Source organism: Arthrobacter sp. 05N425 (genome assembly GCF_056397125.1).
Genome location: NZ_JBFTMU010000002.1, coordinates 139,322 through 166,161, shown reverse-complemented (window position 1 = coordinate 166,161; position 26,840 = coordinate 139,322). Strand labels below are relative to the sequence as shown.

General features: G+C 65.7%; 25 protein-coding genes. 11 read left to right on the top strand and 14 right to left on the bottom strand.

Features of this window, described 5'->3' with window-relative positions; genetic code table 11:
- Positions 1-21: 21 nt before the first annotated feature.
- Entirely contained in the window at positions 22-915 is an 894-nt protein-coding gene (locus AC1DGE_RS04000) for an alpha/beta fold hydrolase (RefSeq protein WP_476916959.1), read from the top strand.
- On the opposite strand, the gene AC1DGE_RS03995 is transcribed toward AC1DGE_RS04000, so the two are convergent.
- From AC1DGE_RS03995 to AC1DGE_RS03985, 3 genes are all read right to left on the bottom strand, one after another.
- The gene (locus tag AC1DGE_RS03995) at positions 912-1,439 is read right to left on the bottom strand and encodes a hypothetical protein (RefSeq protein ID WP_476916958.1); all 528 of its coding nucleotides are present in this window, start codon (positions 1,437-1,439) and stop codon (positions 912-914) included. The two genes, AC1DGE_RS04000 and AC1DGE_RS03995, sit on opposite strands and share 4 nt — an antisense overlap.
- 124 nt (positions 1,440-1,563) lie before the next feature.
- Positions 1,564-3,567 (bottom strand): vWA domain-containing protein, encoded by a 2,004-nt coding sequence (locus AC1DGE_RS03990; RefSeq protein ID WP_476916957.1) that lies wholly within the window; start codon positions 3,565-3,567, stop codon positions 1,564-1,566.
- Between the two features lie 19 nt (positions 3,568-3,586).
- The gene (locus AC1DGE_RS03985; RefSeq protein ID WP_476916956.1) at positions 3,587-4,975 is read right to left on the bottom strand and encodes a sigma 54-interacting transcriptional regulator; all 1,389 of its coding nucleotides are present in this window, start codon (positions 4,973-4,975) and stop codon (positions 3,587-3,589) included.
- 92 nt (positions 4,976-5,067) lie between these two features.
- Between AC1DGE_RS03985 and AC1DGE_RS03980 the strand changes: the two genes are divergently transcribed.
- Positions 5,068-5,733, top strand: coding sequence for an MSMEG_4193 family putative phosphomutase (locus tag AC1DGE_RS03980; protein ID WP_441416683.1), 666 nt, complete (start codon positions 5,068-5,070; stop codon positions 5,731-5,733).
- A gap of 13 nt (positions 5,734-5,746) precedes the next feature.
- A complete protein-coding gene (locus tag AC1DGE_RS03975) occupies positions 5,747-6,448 on the top strand; it encodes an SCO1664 family protein (protein WP_441416682.1) in 702 nt (233 codons plus the stop codon).
- 224 nt (positions 6,449-6,672) lie between these two features.
- Here the strand turns inward: AC1DGE_RS03975 and AC1DGE_RS03970 are convergent, their stop codons facing one another.
- The 6 genes from AC1DGE_RS03970 to AC1DGE_RS03945 form a co-directional block, all read right to left on the bottom strand.
- A complete protein-coding gene (locus AC1DGE_RS03970; protein ID WP_476891951.1) occupies positions 6,673-7,800 on the bottom strand; it encodes an ATP-binding protein in 1,128 nt (375 codons plus the stop codon).
- Between the two features lie 418 nt (positions 7,801-8,218).
- Positions 8,219-9,742, bottom strand: coding sequence for an SNIPE associated domain-containing protein (locus AC1DGE_RS03965; RefSeq protein ID WP_441416680.1), 1,524 nt, complete (start codon positions 9,740-9,742; stop codon positions 8,219-8,221).
- A gap of 382 nt (positions 9,743-10,124) precedes the next feature.
- Complete coding sequence (locus AC1DGE_RS03960) at positions 10,125-10,343, bottom strand: hypothetical protein (RefSeq protein ID WP_441416679.1); 219 nt, start codon at positions 10,341-10,343, stop codon at positions 10,125-10,127.
- 551 nt (positions 10,344-10,894) lie between these two features.
- Positions 10,895-12,913: an ABC transporter ATP-binding protein gene (locus AC1DGE_RS03955; RefSeq protein ID WP_441416678.1), complete on the bottom strand. Its 2,019-nt coding sequence runs from the start codon at positions 12,911-12,913 to the stop codon at positions 10,895-10,897.
- A complete protein-coding gene (locus tag AC1DGE_RS03950) occupies positions 12,910-14,646 on the bottom strand; it encodes an ABC transporter ATP-binding protein (protein ID WP_476916955.1) in 1,737 nt (578 codons plus the stop codon). Before AC1DGE_RS03950 ends, AC1DGE_RS03955 begins: the two co-directional genes overlap by 4 nt.
- Before the next feature lie 116 nt (positions 14,647-14,762).
- Complete coding sequence (locus AC1DGE_RS03945) at positions 14,763-15,752, bottom strand: DUF808 domain-containing protein (RefSeq protein WP_476916954.1); 990 nt, start codon at positions 15,750-15,752, stop codon at positions 14,763-14,765.
- A gap of 140 nt (positions 15,753-15,892) precedes the next feature.
- On the opposite strand from AC1DGE_RS03945, the gene AC1DGE_RS03940 reads away from it, so the two are divergent.
- From AC1DGE_RS03940 to AC1DGE_RS03930, 3 genes are all read left to right on the top strand, one after another.
- The gene (locus AC1DGE_RS03940) at positions 15,893-16,330 is read left to right on the top strand and encodes a VOC family protein (RefSeq protein WP_476916953.1); all 438 of its coding nucleotides are present in this window, start codon (positions 15,893-15,895) and stop codon (positions 16,328-16,330) included.
- Positions 16,331-16,387: 57 nt separating this feature from the next.
- The gene (locus AC1DGE_RS03935) at positions 16,388-17,440 is read left to right on the top strand and encodes a S66 family peptidase (protein WP_476916952.1); all 1,053 of its coding nucleotides are present in this window, start codon (positions 16,388-16,390) and stop codon (positions 17,438-17,440) included.
- 187 nt (positions 17,441-17,627) lie between these two features.
- The gene (locus tag AC1DGE_RS03930; RefSeq protein ID WP_476916951.1) at positions 17,628-18,443 is read left to right on the top strand and encodes an MBL fold metallo-hydrolase; all 816 of its coding nucleotides are present in this window, start codon (positions 17,628-17,630) and stop codon (positions 18,441-18,443) included.
- 15 nt (positions 18,444-18,458) lie between these two features.
- Here AC1DGE_RS03930 and AC1DGE_RS03925 read toward each other — a convergent pair whose 3' ends face one another.
- Together AC1DGE_RS03925 and AC1DGE_RS03920 are read right to left on the bottom strand one after the other, a co-directional pair.
- Entirely contained in the window at positions 18,459-19,379 is a 921-nt protein-coding gene (locus AC1DGE_RS03925) for a 2-hydroxyacid dehydrogenase (protein WP_476916950.1), read from the bottom strand.
- Positions 19,380-19,481: 102 nt separating this feature from the next.
- Positions 19,482-20,243 (bottom strand): FadR/GntR family transcriptional regulator, encoded by a 762-nt coding sequence (locus AC1DGE_RS03920; RefSeq protein WP_476891945.1) that lies wholly within the window; start codon positions 20,241-20,243, stop codon positions 19,482-19,484.
- A 140-nt stretch (positions 20,244-20,383) separates the two neighbouring features.
- Between AC1DGE_RS03920 and AC1DGE_RS03915 the strand changes: the two genes are divergently transcribed.
- Genes AC1DGE_RS03915 through AC1DGE_RS03905 form a run of 3 tightly spaced genes read left to right on the top strand, consistent with a single transcriptional unit; the run spans position 20,384 to position 23,655 of the window.
- Entirely contained in the window at positions 20,384-21,244 is an 861-nt protein-coding gene (locus AC1DGE_RS03915) for a proline iminopeptidase-family hydrolase (RefSeq protein ID WP_476891944.1), read from the top strand.
- 36 nt (positions 21,245-21,280) lie between these two features.
- Positions 21,281-22,714 (top strand): APC family permease, encoded by a 1,434-nt coding sequence (locus AC1DGE_RS03910; protein WP_476916949.1) that lies wholly within the window; start codon positions 21,281-21,283, stop codon positions 22,712-22,714.
- Positions 22,711-23,655, top strand: coding sequence for an acetamidase/formamidase family protein (locus AC1DGE_RS03905; RefSeq protein ID WP_476891942.1), 945 nt, complete (start codon positions 22,711-22,713; stop codon positions 23,653-23,655). Before AC1DGE_RS03910 ends, AC1DGE_RS03905 begins: the two co-directional genes overlap by 4 nt.
- Before the next feature lie 123 nt (positions 23,656-23,778).
- Here the strand turns inward: AC1DGE_RS03905 and AC1DGE_RS03900 are convergent, their stop codons facing one another.
- Positions 23,779-23,940, bottom strand: a complete 162-nt coding sequence (locus tag AC1DGE_RS03900) for a hypothetical protein (protein WP_476916948.1) — start codon at positions 23,938-23,940, stop codon at positions 23,779-23,781.
- Between the two features lie 167 nt (positions 23,941-24,107).
- On the opposite strand from AC1DGE_RS03900, the gene AC1DGE_RS03895 reads away from it, so the two are divergent.
- Together AC1DGE_RS03895 and AC1DGE_RS03890 are read left to right on the top strand one after the other, a co-directional pair.
- A complete protein-coding gene (locus AC1DGE_RS03895; protein ID WP_476916947.1) occupies positions 24,108-24,944 on the top strand; it encodes an alpha/beta fold hydrolase in 837 nt (278 codons plus the stop codon).
- A gap of 309 nt (positions 24,945-25,253) precedes the next feature.
- Positions 25,254-25,727 carry a hypothetical protein gene (locus AC1DGE_RS03890; protein WP_476891940.1) on the top strand — a complete coding sequence of 158 codons (474 nt, stop codon included), beginning with the start codon at positions 25,254-25,256 and terminating at the stop codon, positions 25,725-25,727.
- Between the two features lie 70 nt (positions 25,728-25,797).
- Here AC1DGE_RS03890 and AC1DGE_RS03885 read toward each other — a convergent pair whose 3' ends face one another.
- The gene (locus tag AC1DGE_RS03885) at positions 25,798-26,088 is read right to left on the bottom strand and encodes a hypothetical protein (protein WP_476891939.1); all 291 of its coding nucleotides are present in this window, start codon (positions 26,086-26,088) and stop codon (positions 25,798-25,800) included.
- Between the two features lie 50 nt (positions 26,089-26,138).
- Complete coding sequence (locus AC1DGE_RS03880; protein ID WP_476916946.1) at positions 26,139-26,789, bottom strand: uracil-DNA glycosylase; 651 nt, start codon at positions 26,787-26,789, stop codon at positions 26,139-26,141.
- Between the last annotated feature and the right edge of the window lie 51 nt (positions 26,790-26,840).

Here is a 26,840-nt window from a genome sequence, read left to right as displayed (position 1 = left end):
CGAAGTGGAAGGACCGGCATTATGAGCTTTACCTCCTCCGGCCGCGCCCAAACCCCCGTCCTGGACATCGGCTACGAGTCCACCGGCGATTCGCGCGGGACGCCGGTGGTCCTGCTGCACGGATTCCCGTACGACGTCCGGGCCTACGACGACGTCGCCGCGATCCTCGCCGGTGAGGGCGCCTTTGTGCTGGCGCCGTACCTTCGCGGCTTCGGCCCGACCCGTTTCCTCGACCCCGCAACGATGCGCTCAGGACAGCAGGCGGCCCTGGCGCAGGACCTGCTCGACTTCCTGGATGCCCTCAACATCGAGAAGGCAGTCGTTGCCGGCTACGACTGGGGCGGCCGGGCGGCGTGCATCGTGGCGGCACTGGAGCCCGACCGTGTCGCCGGCCTGGTCACCGTCAACGGCTACAACATGCACAACCTTGCCCGGTCCGGTGAACCGGTGAACCCGGAGTGGGAGCGGAGCTACTGGTATCAGTACTACTTCCACTCCGAGCGCGGGCGCCGCGGGCTGGAACGGAACCGGGACGAACTGTGTGAGCTGCTGTGGCGCACCTGGTCGCCGTCCTGGGCCGGGGCACGCGGGGCGTTTCCCGCCAGCGCCCCGAGCCTGCACAACCCCGACTTCGTCGACGTCGTTATCCACTCCTACCGCCACCGTTACGGACTGGCCGATGGCGACCCTCGGTACCAGCGGTTCGAGGACTTAATCGCGAAGGAGCCGAGCATCACCGTTCCCACGGTGGTGCTTGAGAGCGGGGACGACGGCGTCGGCGGCCCGGCGGCGAGCGAGGACCGGGACCATTTCACCGGCCCCTACAGCGAAATCCTGCTGCCGCGCATTGGACACAACGTCCCGCAGGAGGACCCGGGCGCGTTCGCGCAGGCCGTGGTGAGCCTGCTCGATTAGGGCGTATTGACGGGATTCATCAACGAGATCTGCCGTTTGATCTGTTCGAGCTCATCCTCGAGCCGGTCGACGGTGGCGCGGTACTTTCCGAACTCGGCCGCCCGGCGCCTGGCCATCGCGAAACTGATGCCGGCAGCGAGCACGGCCAGCGGGAACGACACCAGCATGGCCCAGCCGGACACGGCCAGGAAGTCCAGCGCGATGGGAAGGGCGTGCTTGAAGGCCAGAAACTCGTTCACCCCGCCGACCACGCTGTTCAGGGCCGAGTCCAGGGGAGCCAGAGATTCGCCCACGACGGGCGTCCCCGCGAACGACGGCGCGCTCAGCGGCTGCTCTCCCCCGGACCAGCGCGGATCACCGAAGTGGTTCAGGATGTAGATTCCGGCCCCCGCGTTGAGGGCCGCGAACAGCAGGACGGAGCCTAGCGCGGTCCAATGCAGCCGGCGCGGACGCCAGAGGCCCGCCGCGAGCGTAAAGACGGCAGCCGCAATCCAGGGGAAGATGCGCAGGTTGTCGAGGCTCATGCCGCCCAGTAAATCCAAGGAAATTGTCCGCCGCTCAAAGTTAGGTTCGCTGCTTGTTCCGATCGCAAGCGAGCTTATCCCAGTCATTGAGCGGCCTCCGACGGCGGGTGTGGCGGCAGCTGACCTACGTCGCCCAGTCGTCGTCCCCGTAGGCCCGGCCGCGGAAGTGCGCACGGAGGTACTCCCCGACGACGGCGGCACCCAGGTCCCCGGTGTCGGGCGCCACCACCCGGCCGTCGACCCGCCGGGCCATCCGGGCGACGAAGCGTTCCAGGCCCGGATCATTGCCTAGCCGGAAGAACGTGGCCTGGACGCCGGCGCGGCCCAGCCGGTCCAGCTCGGCGACCGTGACCCGGATGGTCTCCGGGTCCGGCGGATACGAGAACCACGACTCGCCGTCGGACTCCAGGTGCGCGGTGGGTTCGCCGTCGGTCACCACCAGCAGGACCGGCTGCATCGACGGGTGCTGGCGGAAGAACCGGCCGGCCAGCAGCAGCCCGTGGTGCAGGTTGGTGCCCTGTTCCCGGAATGCAGGCAGGGCCGTGAGCTCGCCGATGTCCATGGTCTGCGCGTAGCGTCCGAAGCTGATCAGCTGCAGCCGGTCGCCGCGGAACTTGGTGGACACGAGGTGGTGCAGGGCCAGCGCGGTGCGTTTCATCGGCACCCAGCGCCCCTCGGCGGCCATCGAAAAGGACACGTCCACTAACAGGGCGACGGCGGCCTGTGTGCGAGCTTCCGTCTCGGTGATCTCGATGTCGTCCACGGCGAGGCGCAGCCCGTGCCGCGGGTCGCCGCCGTCGGCGATCGTGCGGCGGATCGCGTTGGTGATGGTCCGCGTGACGTCCCACGGTTCGGCGTCGCCGAACTCCCACGGCCGGCTGGAGCCGGTCTGCTCCCCCGCCGCGCCGGCAACCCGGGTGTCCCGGCGGCCCTGCCGGCCGGAGAGCTGCTTGGCGGTGTCCCGCAGCAGCGACCGGCCGAGCCGCCGCATGGCCTGCGGGGAGAGCTTCAGGTCGCCGTCGGCGCCGCGCTGCAGGAAGCCGCCGTCGTGCATGGCCCGCTCGATCTCCGCCAAAGTGCGGGCGGACACCGCCGCGTCCGGACCGAGCTGGCGGGCCAGGGCGTCCAGGTCCAGGTCGTCCAGGCGGGAGCCGTTGTAGGACTGCGAGAGCTGTTCCGCCAGCTCATCCAGCTCGGCAAGGTCCTGCAGCACGCCGGTGCCGTCGCCGAGGCCCAGCCCTTCCTCGCCCTCGAAGCGTTCGGAGCCGGACCAGTCCTCCCCGGGGCGCAGCGCCTGCAGGTTGGCATCGAGTTGACCCAGCTGTGCCATAAGCTCCGGCGATCCGAACGCCTGGGCGGAAAGCCGCATCAGTTCCTCGCGCTGCTCGGCGGACATGGACTGCATGAGCCGCTGCGCGGCGGCCGCGCGCTGGGCAAGCGCGTCGATTAGCTCCTCGACCGACTGCGGGTTCTCCGGGAAGTGCTGCCCATGGTTGGCCATGAACTCCTGGAAGTCCGCGTCGGTGTCCTCGCCGCGGCGATGCTTGTCGAGAAGTTCGTTGAGGTCGGCCAGCATCTCGGCGACGGCCGCGCGGTCTTCCTCCGTGGCGCCCTCCAGCGCCTCCTTCATCCCGGCGAACCGCTGGTCCAGGATTTCGCGGCCCAGCAGGTCCTTGATCTGCTCGTAGGCCTCGCGGGCGGTGCTGGACTGCCAATCGTAGGAGGCGAGCTCGTTGACCGCCGCCGCCGTGGATTTGGGCAGGTTCTGCAGCTGCATCTCGCGGAAGGCGCGGTCCGTGTCGTCCATCCGCACGTCGCGGGCCAGCTGTTTGCGCTCCTCCAGCACCGCGGTCTCCAGCAGTTTCTGGACCTCGTTGAGGGTGCCGTCCAGCCGGTGCTGGCCCAACAGGTCCCTGCGCCGCTGCTGGACGCGGCCGGCGAGCTCGTCGAGACCTTCCCGGTTCCGGCCGCCGCGGCGCAGGTACTCCTGCAGGGCGTGCCGGGGCGAGTAGCCGGCCATCACGTCCTCGGCGACGGCGTCCAGCGCCTCCGCGAGGTCCACCGGCGGCGCGAGCGGATCGGGCCCGCCCGCGTAGCGGCTGTAGCGGGACCGGTGGTGAGCGGTCATGGGCCCTCCTTAGGTGCCGTTACCCGTAGACGGTCGCCTCGTCGTCGGAGTCCTTGGAGATCCGGCGAGCGAGGTAGAGGCCTTCCAGGGCCAGTTCGACGGCGGCCGCGCGCTGCCCGTCGTTTTCCGCGCCGAGGCGCGCGCCGATGTCGTCGTAGAGGCTGGATCCGTTCAGCGGCGGGAGGTTGTCCAGGAACTCCCGCGCGGTGACCAGTTCCCCGGTGGTCACCGTGGTGTGGCCGTCCAGGGCGGCGACGAGGTCGCCCATGTCGAGGCCGTGGAAGTGCGCCCGGACGGCTTCGGCGGTGGCCATCCGCAGCAGGTGGTCCAGGATGTCCTGTTCCCGGCCTTCCTCCCCGGCTTCAAATTCGATCTTCCCGGCGAGGACTTCCACGGCGGCGTCCAGGTCGATGATCCGGGCGATGGCCTGGTCCTCGCCGCGCACGCTGGCGCGGCGCAGGGCGGCCGCGGCGACGGTTTCGGCGCCGGCGATCGCGAACCGGGCGGACACGCCGGAGGTCTGGTTGATCGCCGGTGACTGCCGCAGCGCCCGGGTGTAGCGGGCCAGGATTTCGAGGATGACGGGCGGGACGCCGGCCACCAGGTGGCCCTCCTGCCGGATGACGGCCACCTCGTCGTCGAGCTCGATCGGGTAGTCGGTGCGGATTTCGGCGCCGAAGCGGTCCCGCAGCGGCGTGATGATCCTGCCGCGGTTCGTGTAGTCCTCCGGGTTGGCGGACGCGACCACCAGGACGTCCAGCGGCAGCCGCAGCACGTAGCCGCGGATCTGGATGTCGCGTTCCTCCATCACGTTGAGCATGGAAACCTGGATCCGCTCGGCGAGGTCCGGGAGTTCGTTGATGGCGATGATGCCGCGGTTGGAGCGCGGCACCAGACCGTAGTGGATGGTTTCCGGGTCGCCCAGACGGCGGCCCTCGGCCACCCGCATCGGGTCGACGTCGCCGATCAGGTCCGCGACGGAGGTGTCCGGCGTCGCGAGCTTCTCGACGTACCGTTCGGAGCGGTGCCGCCATGCCACCCGCAGCCGGTCCCCCTCGGTGAGGACGCGGGCGCGGGAGTGCTCGGTGAGGGGTTCGTAGGGGTGTTCGTTCAGTTCCGAGTCCTCGATCACCGGCGACCACTCGTCCAGCAGCCCGGCCAGGGTCCGCAGCAGCCGGGTCTTGCCCTGGCCGCGTTCGCCGAGCAGGACGACGTCGTGCCCGGCGAGCAGGGCGCGTTCGAGCTGGGGCAGGACGGTGCGGCTGAAGCCGTACATCCCGGGCCACGGGTCGCGGCCGGCGGCGAGCGCGGCGAGCAGGTTGTCGCGGATTTCGCGGCGCAGGTCCTTGTGAACGTGGCCGGAGGCGCGCAGTTCACCAACAGTGAAGATTTCGGGGCGATCACTCACTCCTCCACCGTAGACCTGTACCCGGCGGGGAATCGAGGGATTTGGTGAGATTCCTGCGCACTGGGCGTCTGGGCGGCCTAGGCTGGATCTTGATGACTGCACCCACGTCCGGACCTTCAGCGCAGCCCCCGCCGCAGGGCACGCTTCTGCTTCTGGTGCGCCACGGGGAGACCCCGACGACGGGCATGGTGCTGCCGGGCAGGGCGCCGGGACTGCACCTGTCCGACCGCGGCCGGGCCCAGGCCGAGCGGGTGTCTGAACGGCTCTCCGGCCTGCCGGTGGACGCCCTCTATTCCTCGCCGCTGGAGCGGGCCTGCGAGACGGCGGAGCCGACGGCGGTGCGCACGGGTCTGGCAGTGAAGCACGACAACGGGCTGCTCGAGTGTGATTTCGGCGAGTGGACCGGCGCCGCAATCGCGGACCTGGCGGTCCTGCCGGAGTGGCAGACCGTGCAGCACAGCCCGTCTGCCTTCCGCTTCCCGAATGGTGAGAGCTTTCCGGAGATGCAGGCGCGGATTGTCGGGGCGATGGAGGCGCTGCGGGAGGCCCATGCCGGGGGCGTGGTGGTGTGCTTTTCGCACGCCGATCCGATCAAGGCCGCCGTCGCCCACGCCTTGGGCACGCCGCTGGATCTGTTCCAGCGGATTGTGATCAGCCCGGGCTCGGTCTCGGCCATCACGTTTGTGGACGGCCAGGATCCCGCGGTGCACATGGTGAACTCGACGTCGGAACCGCTCAGCGGCCTGAGGGCGTCATGAATAGGGGCAGTCGGTGTCCGGCCGGGAGCTGAGACTGCTCACCGAGGGCAGCATCGAACTGCTGGGCCTCATCCCGCGCAGCAGCAACCAGACGTTCCTAGTCCAGGTCACCTGCGGCGAGGACATCGGGTACGCGGTCTACAAACCGGAAGCCGGAGAAAGGCCGTTGTCCGACTTCGAACCTGGCCTCTATAAGCGCGAACTTGCCGCCTACCTGCTCAGCGAATCGCTGGGCTGGGGCTTAGTGCCCTTCACCGTCATTCGGGAGGACGCACCCCTGGGCGTCGGGTCGCTGCAGTGGTTCATCGACTGCGACTTCCAGGAGCACTACTTCACCCTGTTCGAAGGCGCCCCCGAGACCCACCGCGAGCTGGCCCGCATCGCGCTGTTCGACTACGTCGCCAACAACACGGACCGCAAAAGCGGCCACGTGCTGCGCGGCGACGATGGCCGAATCTGGGGCATCGACCACGGGCTCTGCTTCTCGGCAGCGTTCAAGCTGCGCACCGTGATCTGGGACTTCGCCGGCGACCCTATCCCCGGTGCCCTGCTGGAGGACATCGCCCCGCTCGCCGAGTTCGTCCCCGCCGAACTGGCGGAACTGCTCGACGACGATGAGGTCACCGCCCTGCAGCGCCGCGTCCAGCGCTTGCTAGTCGCGGGGGTGCTGCCAGTGGACCGCACGGGAATGCGCTACCCGTGGCCGCTCGTGTAAGCACGGCGCCCACGATTTTGCGATGTGCGCTCGGAGACCATGACGTTCTGAAGCCCAGCCGCTCGACCGGACGCTGCCTACAACTTCGTCAGAAAAACTTCAGAACGCACCTGACGACATTGGTCATGGTTCGCGACCCACAGCCAGCGTTGAAGACACAACGGCGGGGCGAGGCGCATGAGAGCGGCGGCGCGACCCGGACGATACATAGCTGACGTCCGTCGCTAGTCGCTCTTCGCCCCCTCGGTTTCAATTCGAAGCTCGACCGCCCGAGCAATGATTTGACGATTTGTCGTGCTTGCACCGAGGATCGCTATCCGGTTGGCGAACTCAGTCTCCCCGAGTTGCACGGCAAGTCTGCCCAGAACCTCATCCGCGAAACTTGAGGAAATCGTGTCGAGATGCGTCATGTTCAGAACAATCTGGGGGACACCTGCACTTAAGTAGTTCATGATTCGTGTCCGGATTTCGCTGCCCTCTTTCCTCGAGCCGATAGAGCTCTCAAGCTCGGCGGCATCGAGTTCGTAGTAACCGTCAACCGTCTCGATGGATTCAAGAAGGTCACTGGATGAAAATCGAGAACCCAAAACCTCACCGATACTTACTTTGGTTTCGCAGTTAAGCTGCCAATCCACAGTTGTGCCGTGGTGAGATTCCAAGTCCAAAAGCGGCCGATGAGCGTCGGAGACAGCCGTGGCAACGGCATGCTCCCTGAAGGTCCAAGTGCCTTTGCCAGAGTGGATACTGAGCGAACCACCATTGAGGTCGACAGACCGGCTGAGACCGAATAGTCCGTTTCCTTGGTTTTGACTGCCCTTACTCGTGATTCCCTGCTGGACTGCCAGCCCAATTGCCTGATCTGCGGTCTTGATGGAGTCGTAGGAAAATCTACCTGCTTTTGCCCCCATTCCCATGGCGCGGTGTATACCGATTCCCGAATCACTCACTGAAATCACGCACTGCCTGGTGACTGTATGGAGCTGCATCATCACGTAACCGCACGAAGCTTGGCTATGTTGAAATACATTGTCGAGAACTTCATAAATACACCAGTTCAAAGTGTCGAATACGCCCTCTTCGCAGGGCATTCGATCCAGGAGGGAACCCATGAAACGCCGGGTGAGCTCGCCCGCTTCCTTCTCATTCCGGTATTTCCAAACAACGTCCGTGAGTTGCGCTGTGTGGTCGGGGTCATCAGCAACGTTCATAGGGTTGAGAACGTGCGCAAGAGAACGTTCATGCCCCACTTTGCCAATGTGGAAGGTATGTCCTCGTTCCTTAAGAAAATCTAGCGCACAAGCAAAAGGAACAGCCCCGTTGGGATAGACCTTGTCTGTATGCTCGAAGTCCAAGCCTATTGATTGCTCGAGTGGCGTAGAAGCTACCCAGGACAGTAGCCTTCTAGCTGAAGCGGGGCCGGACAGGTCCCTAACCGCGAAATCGCGAACCTCCCTAGAGGACCGTCGTTCTGTTGTTTCCGTCAAGTGCGATCCCTCTTGGGTAGTTAGAAATACATATGTGTGTATTGAGAAACTGAGTGTGTCCCGAGGCCTACCTCGGCAGCCGGGGAAATTTTGCTCCTTCGCCCGCCCTTTTATGTATAGGCGAACGCTCCAACTGCAGGATCGTCACGGCCGCCAGATGCACTTTCCAGCTGCAAAGGTAAATAATCCGAGCATCCGAGTAACTCCGTCCGATGCGTCGGCGGACAGACTCGGCCTATTCCGCGTGGCCCGACGACTCAGGGCGCAGTCCGAGTCCTGCGATTTCCTAAACACTGGCGGCGGCGAGCTCTCTAGCACCGCGCAAGTCTTTAGAAGCGGTGAACTCCTCGGCCGGGGCGTTTTCCTGATATTCGACGAGTTCGACGTGATGCTCCACTAGGGCTTCCTTGACCGCCGCCGGAGTCGCGTAGAAGTACTCGCGACGCAAGTTGACTAGGTTCACCCGCCGGCCAGAGAAGTGCTGGTGGAGCATGGTTTCGATGCCCACCGCGTCCTTTGAGAAGAAGAGTGCGTGCACGTCAAAGAGGAACGGAACGGAAGCATCTCCGAGTTCGCGCACACGATCCATGGGGTTGAGACGGCGCGTCATGCCGATCTTCACCACTCCGTCCCCGAAGGCTCCCAGGTTGGAGATAACGTACACGTACCCGGCACGGGTGTTCAGAGCGTTGTCTTCGGCGTCGGCAAGCTTCGCCTCGGCTTCGTCCAGCTGTTCCTGTACGCGCTGTACGCCCTCAAGGTCTCCGGATGCCTGGAGCTGGAGAAGCACATTGGCGTAGTGATCGACTTCCTTCTTCTGTTTGGCCTTAAGCGCTTCCCATTCGCGCTGGGCTTTGACCGCCTCACGTGCTTCAGCTCGGGCTTCCGCCTCGAGTTGCTTCTGAATGGCTACGGCCTCCAAGTGCCGGGCAGCGAGCTCGAGCTCCTTCTCGCGGAGAGCGTGGAAGGCGTTAGTGATTTGAAGGCCGATCATGGTGCCACGCTTAGCGATCTGCTCACGTGCCTTCTCAAGACGGGCCGAGGCGGTATGTAGGTTCCCGGCTTTCACCGTCTTAACGCAGTTCTCGGCCTCGGCGTTGTAGGCGCGCAGCAACAGCGCGGAAAGGTCTCGGACGAACTTGGATCCTTCCTTCGTGGAACCGTTGAAGGTGAACCCGGAGACTGTGGTGACCGCGGTCTTCTCACGCAGCTTGTCTTTGATGCGGGCGCGGACAGCCGCCAGCTCATCGGCGAGCTTCACCGAGGTCTCAGCGGGATGCTCGTAGTCGTAGAACCCGATGTTGTGCCGGTCGGCGACCTGCCGGACATCAAGGACTTCGCTTCGGACCGCCACGAGCTCGGCTTTCGCCGCAGCAAGCTCCCGCTCCGCCGTGGCAATGTTGCCCGCCAATTCGGCGACATGGCGTTCCTTGTCCAACGTATCCATGTCCCCAAACCTCTGCAGATCGGCGAGCATCTGAACATTGGCCAGGTACACCTCATCCGCGTACTGCTTCAGTCCGTTCGCTGGCAGTGGCGGGGCGCCGATGCCCGTTCGGTAAGTTTTCTCGGCACTTATCCCGAACCCTTCAGCTGGAGCTCCGAAGGATTTCTTGTACTGCTTCAAGATGTCAAGCAAGACCCACAGCACACCACCCGCCAGGATCAGACTGGCTAGGAACGCCTGAGTCGGAAGGATGGCCATGACGATGAGGCAAGTGGAGGCTAAAGCGATATGCCTCGCGAAGCCGACGGGCTTCTTCTTCGGTTTCTCAGGTTCTTGCGCAGGGCCGGATGACAAGTCAGACATGGTTCCCCCAATAGTCACGTGATTGTTTCTCGTACGGTAGCAGCACACGCAGACAGAAACGCCTTCAACGGCGGTGCGGTTGCTCCGCCCGATGTAACCGCGGCCAGCCGCCGTCGGACGCGAGAATGGCGCCGTTGTCGCCGTCGCGGAGCAGGCATGTCACGGAGGCAGCGACCTGAGCGGTGGTGGCTAGCGAAGAGACTGTGGCGTGCAAGATCGGGCCGGTTTCTTCACCGCGGTTCGGGATCCCTAGTTGGCCTCGATGTTGGTAGGAGAGGCCGAGGGTGACTGCGTTGAAACGCAGAACCCTCGGGCCGGGATCGGGATGCGATGTATGCGGCGCCCCACCGGGCCGTCGCAGCCGAGCCACTCTGGAAGCTGACTAGAGGTATGGGTCCCATCCTTGCAGCTTGCTGTTGAGCAACAGCGCGGCGGTGTCGAACATTCCAGGGTCGTCTACTTCTGATGCAGACGCGACGGTCCTCAAGCGCTCGGTGGTTTGCTGAGTGAGCGACTCTATCTCGCTTGGCCATGGCTTCAGAGATTCGAGCGTGATGTTGAGGGCCTTCGCATAGGAACCAAGGGCGATTTTGCTACTCACGCACGTAGCAGCGTCTATTCCCGCCTGCCTGCTGCTGAGCACGCCAGAGCATCGGTTTGTCCGGAAGTCATCGAAGTTCTCCGTGAGCTGAGGACGGATTTCAGCTACGGCGCTGGCCACTTCTGAGACAGTGCTGGTGGTCTCCGTCGGGGTAGGTGCCTCGGAGGGGGCGCTCGACACCGAAGGCTCCGCTGCCTGGGTGCTTGAGCTGCACCCGGCTAGGGCCAGTGTCAGCATGAGGGTAAGTCCGAGCGATCTTTTCAACAGAATCTTTCTGGCAGGAGAGCGGATAGGGACCGCTTCGAATATTGGATGCCCCTTGATGCAGCACCTGAGATCCAGTTGCTTTGAGCGGCACATGGCAGATTATCGGGGCCCGAGGTTTGACGGATAGCAGACACGCTGACTTTGGAAGCGTTGGCCGTCACACATTACGCCGAGAATCGGCTCCTAAACGGCCGCGAGGCTGAACCTTAGGACGCGGGCCCGTATTGAAGCACGCGGGTTGTCCGCTCGTGGGCTCCGCCTAGCGGCCAAGGGAGAGCGCCCCCTCAAACCTCAGCCACCGGAGCCGCGAACTGCGCCGCGTACAGCGCGGCGTACGCCCCGCCGGCCTCCAGCAGTGACGCGTGTGTCCCCTGTTCCACGATCTGGCCGGCTTCCATCACCAGGATGAGGTCGGCGTCGCGGATGGTGGAGAGCCGGTGCGCGATGACGAACGAGGTCCGGTCGGACCGCAGCGCGCTCATGGCCTTCTGCACCAGTACCTCGGTGCGGGTGTCCACGGAGGACGTCGCCTCGTCCAGGATCAGCACCGAGGGCCGGGCCAGGAACGCCCGGGCAATCGTCAGGAGCTGCTTCTCCCCCGCCGAGACGTTGGCGCCCTCGTCGTCGAGCACGGTGTCGTAGCCCTGCGGCAGGGACTTCACAAACCGGTCCACGTACGTCGCCTTCGCCGCCTCCAGGATCTCCGCCTCCGAAGCATCCGGCCGGCCGTAGGCGATGTTGTCCCGGATGGTCCCGCCGAACAGCCACGTATCCTGCAGCACCATCCCCATCCGCGAGCGCAGCGCGTGCCGGGACATCGCGGCGACGTCCACGCCGTCCAGCGTGATCCGCCCGGCGTCGAGTTCGTAGAAGCGCATCATCAGGTTCACCAGCGTGGTCTTGCCCGCCCCGGTCGGGCCCACAATCGCCACCGTCTGCCCCGGCTCCGCCACCAGGCTCAGCTTGGAAATCAGCGGCTTGTCCGGCGAGTAGGCAAAGGACACGTCCTCGAACACCAGCCGCCCCCGGCCCCCAGAAGGAGCCACGGACGGCACCGGGTCAGGCGACTGCTCCTCGGTGTCCAGCAGCTCGAACACCCGCTCCGCCGACGCCACGCCGGACTGCAGCAGGTTCGCCATCGAGCCCAGCTGGGCCAGCGGCTGGGTGAACTGCCGCGAGTACTGGATGAACGCCTGCACATCGCCCAGCTGCATCGCCCCGGACGCCACCTGCAGCCCGCCCACCACGGCGATCCCCACATAGACCAGGTTCCCGATGAACGTCATGGCCGGCATGATCAGCCCGGAAATGAACTGGGCGCCGAAGCTGGCCTGGTACAGCTCCACGTTCTTCTGCCGGAACGTCTCCTCCACCTCGCGCTGCCGGCCGAACACCTTCACCAGTGCGTGCCCGGTGTAGGTCTCCTCGATCTGGCCGTTCAGTTCGCCGGTGTTCTTCCACTGCGCCACAAACAGCTTCTGCGAGCGCTTGGCGATCACCGTCGTCGTCACCAGGGTCAGCGGAATGGTCACCAGGGCGATGATGGCCAGCGTGGGCGAGAGGATCACCATCATCACCAGCACCCCGGCCACGGTCAGCACCGAGGTCACCGCCTGGCTGATGGACTGCTGCAGGCTCTGGGAGATGTTGTCCACATCGTTGGTCACCCGACTGAGCAGCTCGCCGCGCTGCACGGTGTCGAAATAGCGCAGCGGCAGCCGGTTGATTTTCGCCTCGATCCGCTCGCGCAGCCGGTACACGGTGCGCTGCACCACGCCGTTGAGGATATATGCCTGCATCCACATAAACGCCGAGGCGAGCACATAGAGCACCAGCGCCCACAGCAGCACCGAGGACAGCGCGGCGAAGTCGATCCCGGTCCCGGGCGTCAGCGCCATGGCGCTGAGCATGTCCGCCTTTTGGTTCTCCCCCGCGGCCCGCAGCTGCGCGATCAGCTGGGCCTTGCTCACCCCGGCGGGCAGCTGTTTGGACACGACGCCGGCGAAGATCAGGTTGGTGCCCTCGCCCAGCAGCCGCGGCCCGATCACGGACAGCGTCACGCTGACGACGGCGAGGGCCAGTACCAGCGTCAGCCAGATCCGCTCGGGGCGGAGTTCGCCCAGCAGCCGCTTCGCGGACGGGCCGAAGTTCATCGCCTTCTCCGCCGGGATGTTCATCCCGGCGAACGGGCCGCCGTGGCCGGGGCCGCCGCGCGGGCGCGGGATCCGCAGCGGGGCCTCCTGGGCGGCGCCGGCTCCGCTCCCAGCGCCGGAAGCGGGTGTCCGGGACTCGACCTTGCTCATACCGCCTCCTCCGCCGCGAGCTGGGAATTCACGATCTCGTTGTACGTCGGCGAGGTCTCCAACAGCTCCTCGTGCGTGCCGTGCGCGACGATCCGGCCGTCGTCGAGCACCAAAATCTGGTCCGCGTCCACGATGCTGGAGACCCGCTGGGCGATGATCACCAGCGTCGCGCCGGCAGTGTGCTGCCGGAGCGCCTGGCGGAGCCGGGCGTCCGTGGCGGTGTCCAGCGAGGAGAACGAGTCGTCAAAGATATAGAGCTCGGGGCGTTTCACCAGCGCCCGGGCAATCGCGATCCGCTGCCGCTGCCCGCCAGAGACGTTGGTGCCRCCCTGCGAGATGGGCGCGTCCAGGCCGCCCTCCATCTCCCGGACAAAGTCCTCCGCCTGCGCGATGGACAGCGCCCGCCAGAGCTCGTCCTCGGTGGCGTCGGGCTTGCCGTAGAGCAGGTTGCTGCGGACCGTGCCGGAGAACAGGTAGGGCTTCTGCGGGACCAGGCCGATGTGCCCCCAGAGCAGGTCCGGGTGCAGTTCCCGGACGTCCACGCCATCGATCCGCACCGAGCCGGAGGTGGCGTCGAAGAGCCGCGGCATCAGGTTCACCAGGGTGGTCTTCCCGGACCCCGTGGAGCCGATGATCGCCGTCGTCTGCCCGGCGCGGGCGGTGAAGTCCACGTCCGAGAGGACCGGCGCCTCGGCACCCGGGTAGGCGAACCCGACGTCGCGCATCTCCAGCTCGCCGCGGGCTGCACCGGCGAGGCTGACCGGGTGCTCCGGCGGCCGGACGCTGGATTCGGTGCCCAGCACCGCGCCGATCCGGTCCGCGGAGACGGCGGCGCGCGGGATCATGATCGCCATGAAGGTGGCCATCATGACGGACATCAGGATCTGCATCAGGTAGCTCAGGAACGCGATCATGGTGCCCACCTGCATGGAGCCGTCCTCGATCCGGAACGCGCCGAACCAGATCACGGCCACGGAGGAGACGTTGAGCACCAGCATTACGGTGGGGAACGCGAGCGCCATCAGCCGGCCGGCGCGCAGCGCGGTGTCCGTGACGTCCTCGTTGGCCCGGCCGAAGCGGGCGGTCTCGATGTCCTCGCGGACGAAAGCGCGGACCACGCGGATGCCGGTGAGCTGTTCGCGCAGCACCCGGTTGACCGTGTCGATCCGGGTTTGCATCAGCCGGAACAGCGGCACCATCCGGGTGACGATCAGGCCCACGGCGATGAGCAGCACCGGCACGCTGACTGCGATCAGCCAGGACAGCTGCACGTCCTGCCGCACCGCCATGATGACGCCGCCGATGCTCAGCATGGGCGCGGTGACCATCAGCGTGGCGGACATCAGCACCAGCTGCTGGACCTGCTGGACGTCGTTGGTGGAGCGGGTGATCAGGCTGGGCGCACCGAACCGGGTCACCTCCTGCTCGGAGAACTCCGCCACTCGGGTGAAGATCGCCCCGCGCACGTCCCGGCCCAGCGCCATCGCGGCCTTCGCGCCGAAGTAGACGGCGGCGATGGTGCAGGCGATCTGCAGCAGGGTGACCATCAGCATCACGCCGCCGACGCGCAGGATGTAGTCCGTGTCCCCGCGCGCCACACCCTGGTCGATGATGTCCGCGTTCAGGGTGGGCAGGTACAGCGAGGCGATGGACGCCGCCAGCTGGAAGACGACGACGGCGAGCAGCAGCCGGCGCTGCGGCCTCAGGTATTCGACGAGCAGTTTCCAGAGCATCCGGTCTCCTCGGTCCCTAGTTCACGCACGGTTCGCGCACGGTGATTCGAACGCCAGTTTACGTCCGGAGGCTGGGAGCGGAACCGGTTCCTCTCAGGGCGAATTGGGGGCGTGTCTCAGCCGTCGACGGCGGCGCGGACGTCGTCGTCCGTGTGTCCGCTTTCCTTCTTGCCGAACGGCAGCACCTTGAGCAGCGGGTGCAGGACCGCCATCACGACGAGGCCCCAGACGAGCCCCAGGACGGCCGAGCACAGGGTGTTCACGAGCCAGGCAAGGAAGCCGCCCGCCACCGGGATCCCAGCTACAGGGTGCTCGAGGGCGTGGACCAGATCATAGGGCAGGTGCCAGCCGAGGTCGTGGGCGCCCTGCAGCATGATGTGGCCGCCCACCCACAGCATGGCGCCCGTCCCGACGACGGTGATCGTGGTCAGCACGGCCGGCATCCCCTTGACGAGCAGCTCTCCGAAGCGCTGGGAGCCCGCCGACTCCTTGGTGGTCAGGTGCAGGCCGATGTCGTCCATCTTGACGATGAGCGCGACGGCGCCGTACACGGCGGCCGTGATCGCGATCGCCACGGCGACCAGGATGGAGGCCCGAACCCACAGGGATTCGGCCGCCACCTCGTTCATCGCGATGACCATGATCTCGCAGGAAAGGATGAAGTCGGTGGTGATGGCGCCCTTGGTGACCTTGGCCTCCGCCTCCGGCCCGCGGTCGACCGCCGGGGTGTCTTCCTCGGCGTCGTGCTGTCCGCGGAGCTTGTGCCAGACCTTCTCGGCACCCTCGTAGCAGAGGTAGGTGCCGCCCGCCATGAGGATGAACGGGATGACGCCCGGGATGAAGGCGCTGATGAGCAGCAGCGCCGGCAGGATGATCAGGAGTTTGTTCCGCAGCGAGCCCCAGAAGATCTTCTTGATCATCGGCAGTTCGCGGGACGGGTCCGCCCCGGACACGTACTGAGGGGTGACGGCGGCGTCGTCAATGACCACGCCCGCGGCCTTGGCCCCCGCTTTGGCTGCTCCGGCGGCGACGTCGTCCACCGAGGCGGCCGCAATCTTGGCCAGGGCTGCGATGTCGTCCAGCAGGGCGACCAGGCCGCCGCTCACAGCCCGCGTCCGTACTGTTTGGGGGCGGACGGCTGGACGGGGGTGCCCTGGTCTGGGTGCGTGATCGGCATGCTCAATTATATGAGGGATAGCCCGTCGGCTCTGGATCTCTGCCGGGGCGGCTCGGTAGCGTGATGAGCATGAACATCAGACTTGAGAACGTCGGCATCGCCGTGCGCAGCCTCGACGAGGCGATCGCGTTCTTCACCGACCTCGGTCTGGCGGTCGTTGGGCGGGACACCGTCAGCGGCGAATGGACCGACACCGCCGTCGGGCTTGACGGCAATCACGCCAACATTGCCATGCTCGAAACGACGGACGGCCGTGGCCGCCTCGAGCTCTTTGAATACATCCACCCGGAGGCGATCGAGACGGCGCCCACCCGTCCCAACCAGATCGGCATGCACCGGGTCGCGTTCTCCGTCCCGGACATCGACCAAGCCCTGGAGATCGCCGCGCGGCACGGCTGCTATCCGCTCCGCGGTGTGGCGACCTACAAGGACGTCTACAAACTCACGTACCTCCGCGGCCCCAGCGGCATCCTCGTGATGCTCGCCGAGGAGCTGAAGAAAAGCTGAGGGCCGGGCCAGTGCGCCCGTTCGCCGGACGGGCGCGCAGTCTGGTTCGATGAGCGGATGGAACATTCGCAGTTGAACTTGCCCACTCCGAAGCTCACCGCGGGCGATCGGGTCGCGGTCCTCTCGCCGTCCTTTGCCGCGCCTGGATTCGCCCCTGCCGTGCATGAGCAGGCCATGCGGCGCCTCATTGCGGCCACTGGCCTGGTACCGGCGGAGTTCCCAACGACCCGCAAACTCGGGTCCAGTCCAGAGGAACGGGCGGCGGACATCAATGCGGCGTTCGCCGATCCCGGCATCCGTGCGATTCTCGCGACCATCGGCGGCGACGACCAGATCACGGTCGTGCCGCATCTGGACGCCGCGGCGGCGGAAGCGGATCCGAAGATCTTCATCGGCTACAGCGACAACACCAATCTGCTCAACTGGCTGTGGTCCCTTGGGATACCCGCATATTACGGCGGTTCCACCCAGGTTCACCTCGGCGCCGGGCCGGGTGCGGACGACGTCCACCTCGCTTCCCTGCGCGCGGCGCTGCTCACCGGAGGCGAACTTGAGGTCACCGATCCGGGGGAATCAGAGGACTTCGGGCCGGATTGGCTCGAGCCACGGGCGCTCGTCGAATACGGCGACCGCGAACCCACCGAACCCTGGACGTGGACGGGTCCGGCACGCACCGTCTCCGGTCCCACATGGGGCGGCTGTATCGAAGTCCTCGACCAGCTGGCCATCGCCGACAGGCTGCCCGCCCTCGACGCACTCCGGGGCAGCATCCTGCTCCTCGAAACCAGCGAACTGCTGGCTCCCGCAGACTGGGTTAAGCGGTGGATTCGAGCGCTCGGCGAGCGTGGTGTCTTGGAGGCAGTCGACGGCGTGATGGTCGCCAGGCCACCCGTCAGCAGCCACGGGCAGATCCCGCCCGCCGTCGAACGGGCTCAGTTGCGCGCGGCACAGCGGGATGTGGCCGCCGCCGAAATCGCACGATACAACCCGGACGCCGTCGTCTGCATCGGGGTCCCGTTCGGGCATACCCGGCCACAGTGGATCATCCCCTACGGCGGTCAGATCCAACTCAACGGCGAAGCAAAGACGATCACCGCGAACTATTCCTAAGCGTCGCGGAGCTCGAAAGTCAGCGACCAAGTTGGCTAAACGGCGAAGCCCGCGGTCCGGGCGTTGGATCGCGTTCATCCTCGCCGGAGCGCCGATCCTGACCGTTCTGCTCTGTAGTCCTTGCGCTCCACTCCCGCCCGGAATACCGTCTCGAGAAGCAGGAGCTACCACGAGCGGAAGGCATGCCGTGTTGAAGCAAGTCGCCGAGGGCGTTTGGGTTCACCAGAGCGAGTTCCTGCAGAGCAACTCCGTCATCGTTCAGGGCCGGGCCGGGGTGCTGCTCATCGACCCCGGGATAACGCGCGGCGAAATGGCGGACCTCGCGAACGACCTTCGCGCGTTGGACCAGCCCGTCGTGGCAGGCTTTTCGACGCATCCGCATTGGGACCACGTGCTCTGGCACCCGGACTTCGGCGACGTGCCACGGTACGCCTCGGCCCGCTGCGCGGCACCGATCCAGGAGCTGCTGTCGCAGCCGGGCTGGAAGGACCGCGTAGCCGGCGTGCTGCCGCCGGAGTTCGCCGGGGAGATCCCAATGGAACTTCTGGGCCTTGTCACCGGCCTGCCTGCCGACGCCGCGCAGCTTCCCTGGGACGGCCCCAAAGTCCGGATCATCGAGCATCGGGCCCACGCCGCGGGCCACGCCGCGCTGCTGATCGAGGATCGCGGCCTCCTTGTCGCCGGGGACATGCTTTCCGACATCCAGATGCCGTTCCTCGATCTGAGGGCCGCGGATCCGATCGGTGACTACCTCGCCGCCCTGACGCTCTTCGAGGGCATCGCCGGCGACGTCGCCGCCGTCGTCCCCGGCCACGGCTCAGTCGGGGGAGCCGAGCAGCTGCGGGCGCGACTCCGGCAGGACCGGGCGTATGTGGCGGCGTTGCGGAACGGCGAAGAGCCCGATGACCCGCGGCTCGGTCCGTCGGCTCCCTTGGAATGGCTGGCCGAAGTGCATCAAGGGCAGGTACAACAGCTCGCCCAAAGAACCGGGAAGCCCGAATAGCGGCCCCGCGCTGAGCTACCCGCCGATCACCACGTTCGCCGGCGGTTCGTCCGCGAGCATGAGCTCGATCTGGCGCTGCAGGAGCTTGCCCATCCGCGGGCGCATGGCCGAGGTGGCGCCGCCGATGTGCGGGCTGATGATGACGCCGGGAGTCGCCCACAGCGGGTGGTCCTGCGGCAGCGGTTCGGGGTCGGTGACGTCCAGGGCGGCGCGGATCCGGCCGGAGGCGGTGTGCTTCACCAGGGCTTCGGTGTCCGCGACCGGCCCGCGGGCGACGTTGACCAGCAGCGCGCCGTCGGGCATGGCGGCGAGGAAGGCGTCGTCGATCAGGTGGCGGGTGGAGTCGCTGAGCGGAACCACCACCACCACGATGTCGTGCTCCGGCAGCAGGCTGTGCAGTTCGTCGATGCCGTGGATCTGGCCGCGCGCATCGGACCGCGCCTTGCTGGCCACCCGGGTCACGGTGGTTTCGAAGGCCAGCAGCCGGTCCTCGATCGCCTTGCCGACGCCGCCGTAGCCGACAATCATCACGCGCCGGTCCGCAAGGCTTGCGGTGGGACGGCTCTCCCAGCGGCCCTCCTGCTGGTTTTTCAGCATTCGGGGGAATTCACGCTGGCTGGCCAGAATCAGGGCCAGGGTCAGTTCGGCGGTGGACGCCTCGTGGACGCCCGCGGCATTCGCGAAAACGCGGCCCGCGGGCAGCACCTCTTCGACGCCGTCGTAGCCGATCGACTGGCTCTGCACCAGCCCGGTCTCCACGCCCTCCAGCCCGCGCAGCGCGGACCAGCCGCCCATGTAGGGCGGTACGACGATGTCGATGCTCGGCTGCGGTGCTTCGCCGGACAGGTCCCACTCGAGGACGGTGACATCCGGGTGGGGCTGGAGATATTCACGCAGTGTTGCGTCCGGCAGGCTGACAGTAATTTTCTTCGGCATAGTTGCCAGCCTAGTAGGCCGGCGCGGACGACGGCGGCAGGTGACGGCCGCCGTCGTCGTCCGCGACCGTGGTGAGTCACGGGCGCTGAGTGTGGACAGCGCCTAGTTCGAGCCAGCTCTGTTCAGCGCCGCTTCCAGCAACTCGATGTCGATCCGGGCATGCGCTAACCCTATGGCTGCCGCCTCGGCTTGGCGCTGCGCGCAAATAGCCTCAACGAGCCGCTCATGATCGGCTAACGCGCGGAGCTCCATTTCGCGCATGCCCTCAGGGAAACCCCAGAGATGGGCTGGCGCCGCGAGCCCGATCTGCGCTTCGAGCTCTAGGAGAATGCGTTTGAGAGTCAGGTTGTGTGACGCTTCCGCGATAGCCGTGTGGAGCCTCGCGTCGGCCTTTTGGGAGGCGGTGCCCGATTCGGCCCCCCGGTAGGCTTCCAGCCGCTCCCTGAGCACAGCAGCGTCAGCGTCGGTCCGGTTCTCTGCCGCGGCCCGGGCGATCGTGCCGTGAAGGTGGACCATGGCCTCGCAGGTGTCGCGCAGCGATTCCCAGCGGGACGAGAGAGTCCTTTGCACTGACGCGTTGGACGCCGCTGTCCATTGTTCCCGGACGAACGAGCCACCTGCACGGCCCCGCTGTGTCGATAGCAAGCCTTGGTCGACGAGACGGCCAATGGCGGCTCGGACCGTCATCCGTCCCACATGCAAGGACTTTGCCAGGTCGCGTTCCGACGGCAAGCGGGCGCCCGGCAAATATTCGCCTACCGCAATCGCCGTGATTAGCCGGTCGGTGATTTCATCGGCCCGGGACATCGCGGCCAGAGGCATGTCCAGCGACCCTTCGGGCCCGTCATCTTTGCTCTTGCCCATGGCACCAACTTATACATATTTGTAAAAGGTCTTGGAATTGGACCATTAGTGCGCAAGGATGATGCTCACGCCCGACCAAAGGATTTTGCGTGACAACCCTCACAACACATAGAGTCCCCTTCCGCCAGTGGGAGACCTGGGTGGCGATCTTCACCCCGGATCTCCCCCTAGCTGGAGCTCTCCCGCTTATCGTGCTTCACGGCGGACCGGGCATGGCTCATAACTACCTGCAGAACCTGGCGGCCCTGACGGAAACCGGCCGCACTGTCATCCTTTACGACCAGTTGGGCTGTGGAAATAGCTCGCATTTACCCGATGCCCCGGCGGATTTCTGGGTTCCGCAGCTGTTTGTCGATGAGTTCCTCAGCCTCCTTGCGCACTTCCAGATCGAGGACTTCCATCTTCTCGGGCAGTCCTGGGGTGGCATGCTGGGCGCGGAAATCGCCGTGCGACAGCCGCCAGGTTTGGCGAGCCTATCCATCTGCAACTCCCCCGCTTCAATGGGGCTGTGGGCGGACGCCGCCACAGATCTCAGGGAGCGGCTGCCCCGAGATGTCCAAGATGCGCTGACGTTCCACGAGAACGCGGGCACGGTAACTTCCCCTGCGTACGCTGCTGCCACCATGGCCTTCTACGAGCGCCATGTTTGCCGCACCACGCCTTTCCCAGCAGATTTCGAGGAGAGCGTGGCTCAGATGGAAGCCGAACCGACGGTCTACCACACAATGAACGGCCCCAACGAGTTCCACGTCATCGGAACACTGCGCAACTGGAGCATCGTCGACCGGTTGGAGCGGGTCACCGCCCCGACGCTGGTGGTAGCCGGTGAACATGACGAAGCAACCCCTGCTACCTGGGCACCTTTCATCGCCAATATTCCAGATGTCACCAGCCACGTCTTCGCCGGGGCAAGCCACTGCTCACACCTCGAACAACCCGAGGCTTTCCGGGCCGTCATCGCAGCCCACCTAGCCCGCCACGACCACCACACCCTTGTCTAGGACCACCACAACCACCTCACTCCCAGAAAGAACTCGATGGCAAACTCATCAAGCCCCCCTGAACTCAGCGCCCAACAGCAGCTCGAAGCCTTCGGCTACAAACAGGAACTCAAACGATCGGTTTCCACCACGGATCTACTGGTCTACGGACTCGTCTTCATGGTGCCGATCGCTCCGTGGGCGATCTTCGGCGTCGTCTACAACGCGGCGGGAGGGATGGTCCCGCTCGTATACGTGATCGGCCTTGTCGCTATGATCTTTACCGCCCTCGCTTATCAGCAAATGGCAAAGTCCATCCCGCTCGCCGGCTCTGTGTTCTCTTACGTAGGACGCGGAATCCATCCCACGGCCGGGTTCTTCGCGGGCTGGGCAATCCTGCTGGACTATCTTCTGGTCCCGACGCTGCTGTACGTATTCGCCGCCGAGTCGATGGTGGGGATCTTCCCCGATTCGCCGCGCTGGCTGTGGGCGCTGATCTTTGTGGCGGTCAACACCGTAGTCAACCTGCTTGGCATCAGCTCCATCAAGCGGATGAACCGCATCTTCCTTGCGATCGAACTCATCTTTGTCGTGATCTTCATCGTCATCGCGGTCAATGCCCTGGCCGGACACACCGTCCCCGGGGCCGAGCTGACAATGAACCCGATCTGGGACGCGAGTAAGGTCACGGGCCCGCTGATCGCCTCGGCACTGTCTATCGCAGTGTTGAGCTTCCTCGGATTTGACGGCATCTCGACCATGTCGGAGGAGGCTACCGGCGGCCGCAATGCGGCTGGCCGCGCAATGGTTCTGGCACTGTTCCTCGTGGCATTCCTGTTCATCGTGCAGACTTGGCTGGCCAGCGCCCTGGCGGCAGGCCGCCCCTCATTCAACGACGACGAGGTGGGCAACGCCTTCTTCACCATCGTTGAGGCTGCCTCCAACAGCGGCTGGATGACGGCCTTCTTTGTCGTCAACGTGCTCGCGATCGGCGTCGCAAACGCCATGGCGGCGCAGGCCGCCACCTCGCGGCTTCTCTACTCAATGAGCCGAGACCGTCAGCTGCCCAAGTTCCTGTCCCGGATCGATTCCCGCCAGGTACCCCGGAACGCCATCATTATGGTGTCCGCCATCTCGGCGATCCTAGTCCTGTTCTTCGTAGGACAGATCGACGTCATTTCCGCTCTTGTGAACTTCGGGGCATTGTTTGGGTTCCTGCTTCTGCACCTCTCAGTCATCGTTCACTACGTCGTGCGCAAAAAGTCGAAGAACTACCTCCTGCATCTTGCGGTGCCCATCCTGGGCTTCCTGATCATTGGCTATGTCCTGCTCAACGCGGCTCCCGAGGCCAAAATCGGCGGCGCTATCTGGCTCGTGGTGGGCGCTGCTGTCTTCTCCTACTACAAATTCACCGGCCGGACGCCGGACTTGTCGGACGGCAGCAGCGATGATCCAGAGCTCGTCATGAGCGGAAAGGAATCCCAGCCGTGACCGTAACCGCTGATCATTTCCTCGACAAATCCAACGGGAAATTCTCTTTCTCCGCACACGAGGAGCCCGCGCTTCGGATCGCTCCAGGGACCGGCGAGCGGATCGCCTTCGAGACGAACGACGCCGTGTACGCGGAATTGCACGAGCATCACGACCTGGACCAACTTTCCGTGGGCATCAACCCGGTCACGGGACCGGTTTTCGTGGACGGAGCCGAGCCTGGCGATGCCCTGGTCGTCACGATTCACGAGATCCTGCTCAAAGAATTCGGCTGGTCCGTTAGCCTGCCGGGAACGGGAGCGCTGCGCCACGTGATGGGCGAGGAGATGTTCACCCGCCGGATCCCTATCGATGCAGACGGCGTGCACGTGACCGACCGCCACATCTTCGATGCCCAGCCCATGATCGGCTGTATCGGCACGGCACCGGCCGAGGGGGAGAATTCAACCGTCATGCCGAGCTTCGCGGGGGGCGGCAATATGGACCTGACTGGCTGCCGGCCGGGCTCGAAGGTCTACCTTCCCGTCATGGTGGAGGGCGCTTACCTCTCTATCGGAGATATTCATGCCCTGATGGCGGAGGGGGAGTCTTCCTTCGTGGCAATTGAGGCTGAGGGAACAGCCGTCGTGAGCATCGAACTCGCCAAGGCGATGAATCTTCGGGCGCCCAGAATTGAAACCGGCGAGCACTGGATCTTCGTTGGCCTAGGGGACCCTGTGCAGGAAAGCATCACCCGCGGCTACGAGGATATGTTCCACTTCCTCGTCCAAGACCATGGCTGGCAACGGGAAGACGCTTACGCCGTTCTGAGCGCCGTCGGGGACTCCCGGCTAGGCGGTCCGACCGGGTCCTCGACACCGGATCCGCTCCATCCTTTCAGTCCGGTGGGAGCAGTCACCGTCCACCGCCTGCCCAAGAGTGTGCTGAAAGCCCATTCCTGAGTCCAAACCCCGAGAGGCTGAGCCCGGCGCGATACCGCGGCGGGCTCAGCCTCTTAGTCGAAGGGCCGGCGCGGACGATGGCGGCACGTGACTGCCGCCGTCGTCGTCCGGGCCGGGGAGTGCCTAGCGGCCGAAGAGCTTGGCGAAGAAGCCGGTCTTGGACTCGTCTGCATGGCCCTTGCAGCGGTCGGCGCTCTTGACGCCGCGCATGACCTGGTCAACGTGCTGGCCGCAGCCGGCCCACGTGGTCTTGCCGCACTTCTTGCATGCAACCTGTCGGCACATCTGGTGTCTCCCTTTGTCGGTATGGGTCTACCCCTCCACTATACCCCGGGGGGTATGTTGCGCAAGTTCATGGAACACCATCCCGCCCAAGGGCGTTAGTTTCCTACAGTGGGACCCGTCGAAGGGACGCACGCACTGACTTCAGACCGTACCGAGAGGATCGCTTCATGGCATACATCAAGGTTGGAACCGAGAACAGCACCGACGTCGAGCTCTACTACGAGGACCACGGAGCCGGGCAGCCGGTGGTCCTGATCCACGGCTACCCGCTGGACGGCTCGTCCTGGGAGAAGCAGACCGCCGCGCTCCTGGCCGCCGGCTACCGCGTGATCACCTACGACCGGCGCGGCTTCGGCCAGTCCAGCAAGCCCACCGACGGCTACGACTACGACACCTTCGCCGCCGACCTGAACACCCTGATGACCGGCTTGGACCTCAACGACGCCGTGCTGGTGGGCTTCTCGATGGGCACTGGCGAAGTGGGCCGCTACCTCGGCAGCTACGGCTCGGCGCGCGTGGCCAAGGCCGTCTTCCTCGGCTCACTGGAACCGTACGTGCTGCAGACCGAGGACAACCCCGACGGCGTCCCGCAGTCCGTGTTCGACGGCCTGATGGAAGCGGTCACGGCCGACCGCTACGCCTTCTTCACCGACTTCTTCAAGAACTTCTACAACAGCGACACCTTCCTGGGCACACCGCGGCTCAGCGAGGAAGTCATGCGGGCCGGCTGGAACCTCGCCACCGCTGGCGGCCCGACGGCGTCCGCTGCCGCGCAGCCCACCTGGCTCACCGACTTCCGCGGCGACATCCCCAAGATCGACGTCCCGGCCCTGATCGTCCACGGCACCGCGGACCGGATCCTGCCGATCGACGTCACCGGCCGCCGCTTCACCAAGGCCCTGCCGGACGCGGAGTACGTGGAGATCGACGGCGCCCCGCACGGGATGCTCTGGACCCACGCCGCCGAGGTCAACAAGGTGCTGCTGGGGTTCCTGGCCAAGTAGGCCGCAGCGGCGGTTTCCGCGCCGGTTCAGGACGGGCGCACCTCGGGTCCGGGGTGCGCCCGTCCGCGTCCGTAGCGGTTTTCCGGAAGCGTCGGAGGGGCTGGCGCATGCGGGTCCACAGGCGCACGATTAACGTACCGGGAATGCCCTGGCGCAGACCCCCGGCCGACGCCCTATTTAGCACGGGCGAGCTAATCGAAACTGGACGGACGTGCCACCGCGACTGCGGTGCCACCGCGGCGTGATCGTGACGGGCACACGCCGTCCGACCCTCTTGAACCGCATCCTCCAGTAGGAGCACCAAAAGAAATGTCCATCACCACATCACCAACCACGTCCCACCCCCGGGCGGCCAAGTTCACCTTGGTCTCGGCCATCACCCTGGGGCTCATCGGCGGCCCCGTCGCCTTGGCCGCACCGGCTGACGCGTCGACCCGCCAGGGTGGCTGCACCGTCGACCCGTTGAGGCCAACCGACCGTAGCCACTGGGTCGATTTCCGCATCAAGGTGGACTGCCGGGACAACAGGACCGTGCAGATAAGGCAGTTGCGTTATGAAGACGAGCGCGGCCGCAGGCACGACGATTTCCTGGGCGGCTCAACGTTCTGGGAGTCCTTCAACCGGCGCCACGAGTCGACGACCGTCCACAGCTACCGCTTCGTCCCTGACCGCCGCGGCGAGGAAAAGGTTTACCAGCTCGTCTCGTTCCGCGTCCGCGTGGGCAACCACTGGTCCAACTGGACCCGTTGGGAGAAGAGCGAGGTGGCAACGCTCCGGCACTGAACGTCTTCCACGAAAGTGCCAATACACCGGAAAGCCAAGGGGTTCCCTTGGCTTTCCGGTGTGCTGCGCGCTAGACCTCGTCGTCCCACCCGCCGGCGCCGACGGCGTCTTCCGGCTTGTCGTCCGACGTCGGGTCGCCGGACCCGATGTACGCCGCGGGCACCGTTCCGGCGGCCTGGGTCTGCTGTTCCTCGCGGATGTTGCCGGCGCGGCCCGGCTCGGTGTGGCCCGGCTCGGCGTGCGGCTGGCGGGCCTCGACGTCGTCGGAGTCGCCCTGCTGCTGGCGCTCCTTCGCGGCCTCGGGGTCGCCGGGACCGCGCAGGCCGGCGGGGTCGTTGCTTGGCTCATTCGGATCACTCATTGCACTGCCTTTCATCCGCGGATGGACTTCTCCCACACTAACTTGGAGCCTTACCGGGCGGCGCCGGACGCGATCAGTTCTTCCAGCCCGCGCTTGAACCCGGACCGGCCGCCGTGGGCGGGATGCCTGATTTTCGGCACGTCCAGCCCGCTGCGCTGCAGGCTGCGGTGCGCCACGTTGCCGACGGCCACCACCGTCTCGATCGCAAATTCCTGCTTCAGCGCCTGCCAAAAGGGGGTTCCCAGCGCCGCTTCGGACGCCGTGGGGGTGCGGTTGGACAGGGGCCGCCCTGGCACGTGGGTGTGCCACGGGCAGGCGCTCCAGAGCAGCGGAAGGAACTCCAGCTCGGCCAGCACCTCCCACATCACCGTCGCGGTCGGCTCGGCGGCAATGCCCGCAGCGTCCGGCGGCAGAACGTAGCCCTTGCCCGGTCCGAACAGGCCAAAAGCGTTGGCTGGCCCCTCCAAAATGGGGCGGTTGGTGAACGGAACCCCGGTGATCCGCATGCCCCTGAAACCCGGGGCCTCCCCCACCAGCAGCACCTTGGGCGAACGGGCCCGCAGTTCCTGCAGGTAGATCGCCAGATTGCGCCGGCGCTGCTCATTCGCGGGCTCGCTGTGGTCGAAAAAGTTGGCGCACCCCGGCCCGGTTTCCACGGACGCGAGCCGGTGCACAAAGTCCTCGATGGAGGGTGCAATCATTCCGGACCTGCCCTCCTGGCGGCTCGTGGGTCACCCAGGCTATCCGCGGAA

Bases quoted from the DNA above. Each gene is read 5' to 3' on its own strand.
- AC1DGE_RS04000 (WP_476916959.1), top strand. From the start codon at position 22: ATGAGCTTTACCTCCTCCGGCCGCGCCCAAACCCCCGTCCTGGACATC.
- AC1DGE_RS03995 (WP_476916958.1), bottom strand. From the start codon at position 1,439: ATGAGCCTCGACAACCTGCGCATCTTCCCCTGGATTGCGGCTGCCGTC.
- AC1DGE_RS03990 (WP_476916957.1), bottom strand. From the start codon at position 3,567: ATGACCGCTCACCACCGGTCCCGCTACAGCCGCTACGCGGGCGGGCCC.
- AC1DGE_RS03980 (WP_441416683.1), top strand. From the start codon at position 5,068: ATGACTGCACCCACGTCCGGACCTTCAGCGCAGCCCCCGCCGCAGGGC.
- AC1DGE_RS03965 (WP_441416680.1), bottom strand. From the start codon at position 9,742: ATGTCTGACTTGTCATCCGGCCCTGCGCAAGAACCTGAGAAACCGAAG.
- AC1DGE_RS03955 (WP_441416678.1), bottom strand. From the start codon at position 12,913: ATGAGCAAGGTCGAGTCCCGGACACCCGCTTCCGGCGCTGGGAGCGGA.
- AC1DGE_RS03940 (WP_476916953.1), top strand. From the start codon at position 15,893: ATGAACATCAGACTTGAGAACGTCGGCATCGCCGTGCGCAGCCTCGAC.
- AC1DGE_RS03935 (WP_476916952.1), top strand. From the start codon at position 16,388: ATGGAACATTCGCAGTTGAACTTGCCCACTCCGAAGCTCACCGCGGGC.
- AC1DGE_RS03925 (WP_476916950.1), bottom strand. From the start codon at position 19,379: ATGCCGAAGAAAATTACTGTCAGCCTGCCGGACGCAACACTGCGTGAA.
- AC1DGE_RS03920 (WP_476891945.1), bottom strand. From the start codon at position 20,243: ATGGGCAAGAGCAAAGATGACGGGCCCGAAGGGTCGCTGGACATGCCT.
- AC1DGE_RS03910 (WP_476916949.1), top strand. From the start codon at position 21,281: ATGGCAAACTCATCAAGCCCCCCTGAACTCAGCGCCCAACAGCAGCTC.
- AC1DGE_RS03900 (WP_476916948.1), bottom strand. From the start codon at position 23,940: ATGTGCCGACAGGTTGCATGCAAGAAGTGCGGCAAGACCACGTGGGCC.
- AC1DGE_RS03895 (WP_476916947.1), top strand. From the start codon at position 24,108: ATGGCATACATCAAGGTTGGAACCGAGAACAGCACCGACGTCGAGCTC.
- AC1DGE_RS03890 (WP_476891940.1), top strand. From the start codon at position 25,254: ATGTCCATCACCACATCACCAACCACGTCCCACCCCCGGGCGGCCAAG.
- AC1DGE_RS03885 (WP_476891939.1), bottom strand. From the start codon at position 26,088: ATGAGTGATCCGAATGAGCCAAGCAACGACCCCGCCGGCCTGCGCGGT.
- AC1DGE_RS03880 (WP_476916946.1), bottom strand. From the start codon at position 26,789: ATGATTGCACCCTCCATCGAGGACTTTGTGCACCGGCTCGCGTCCGTG.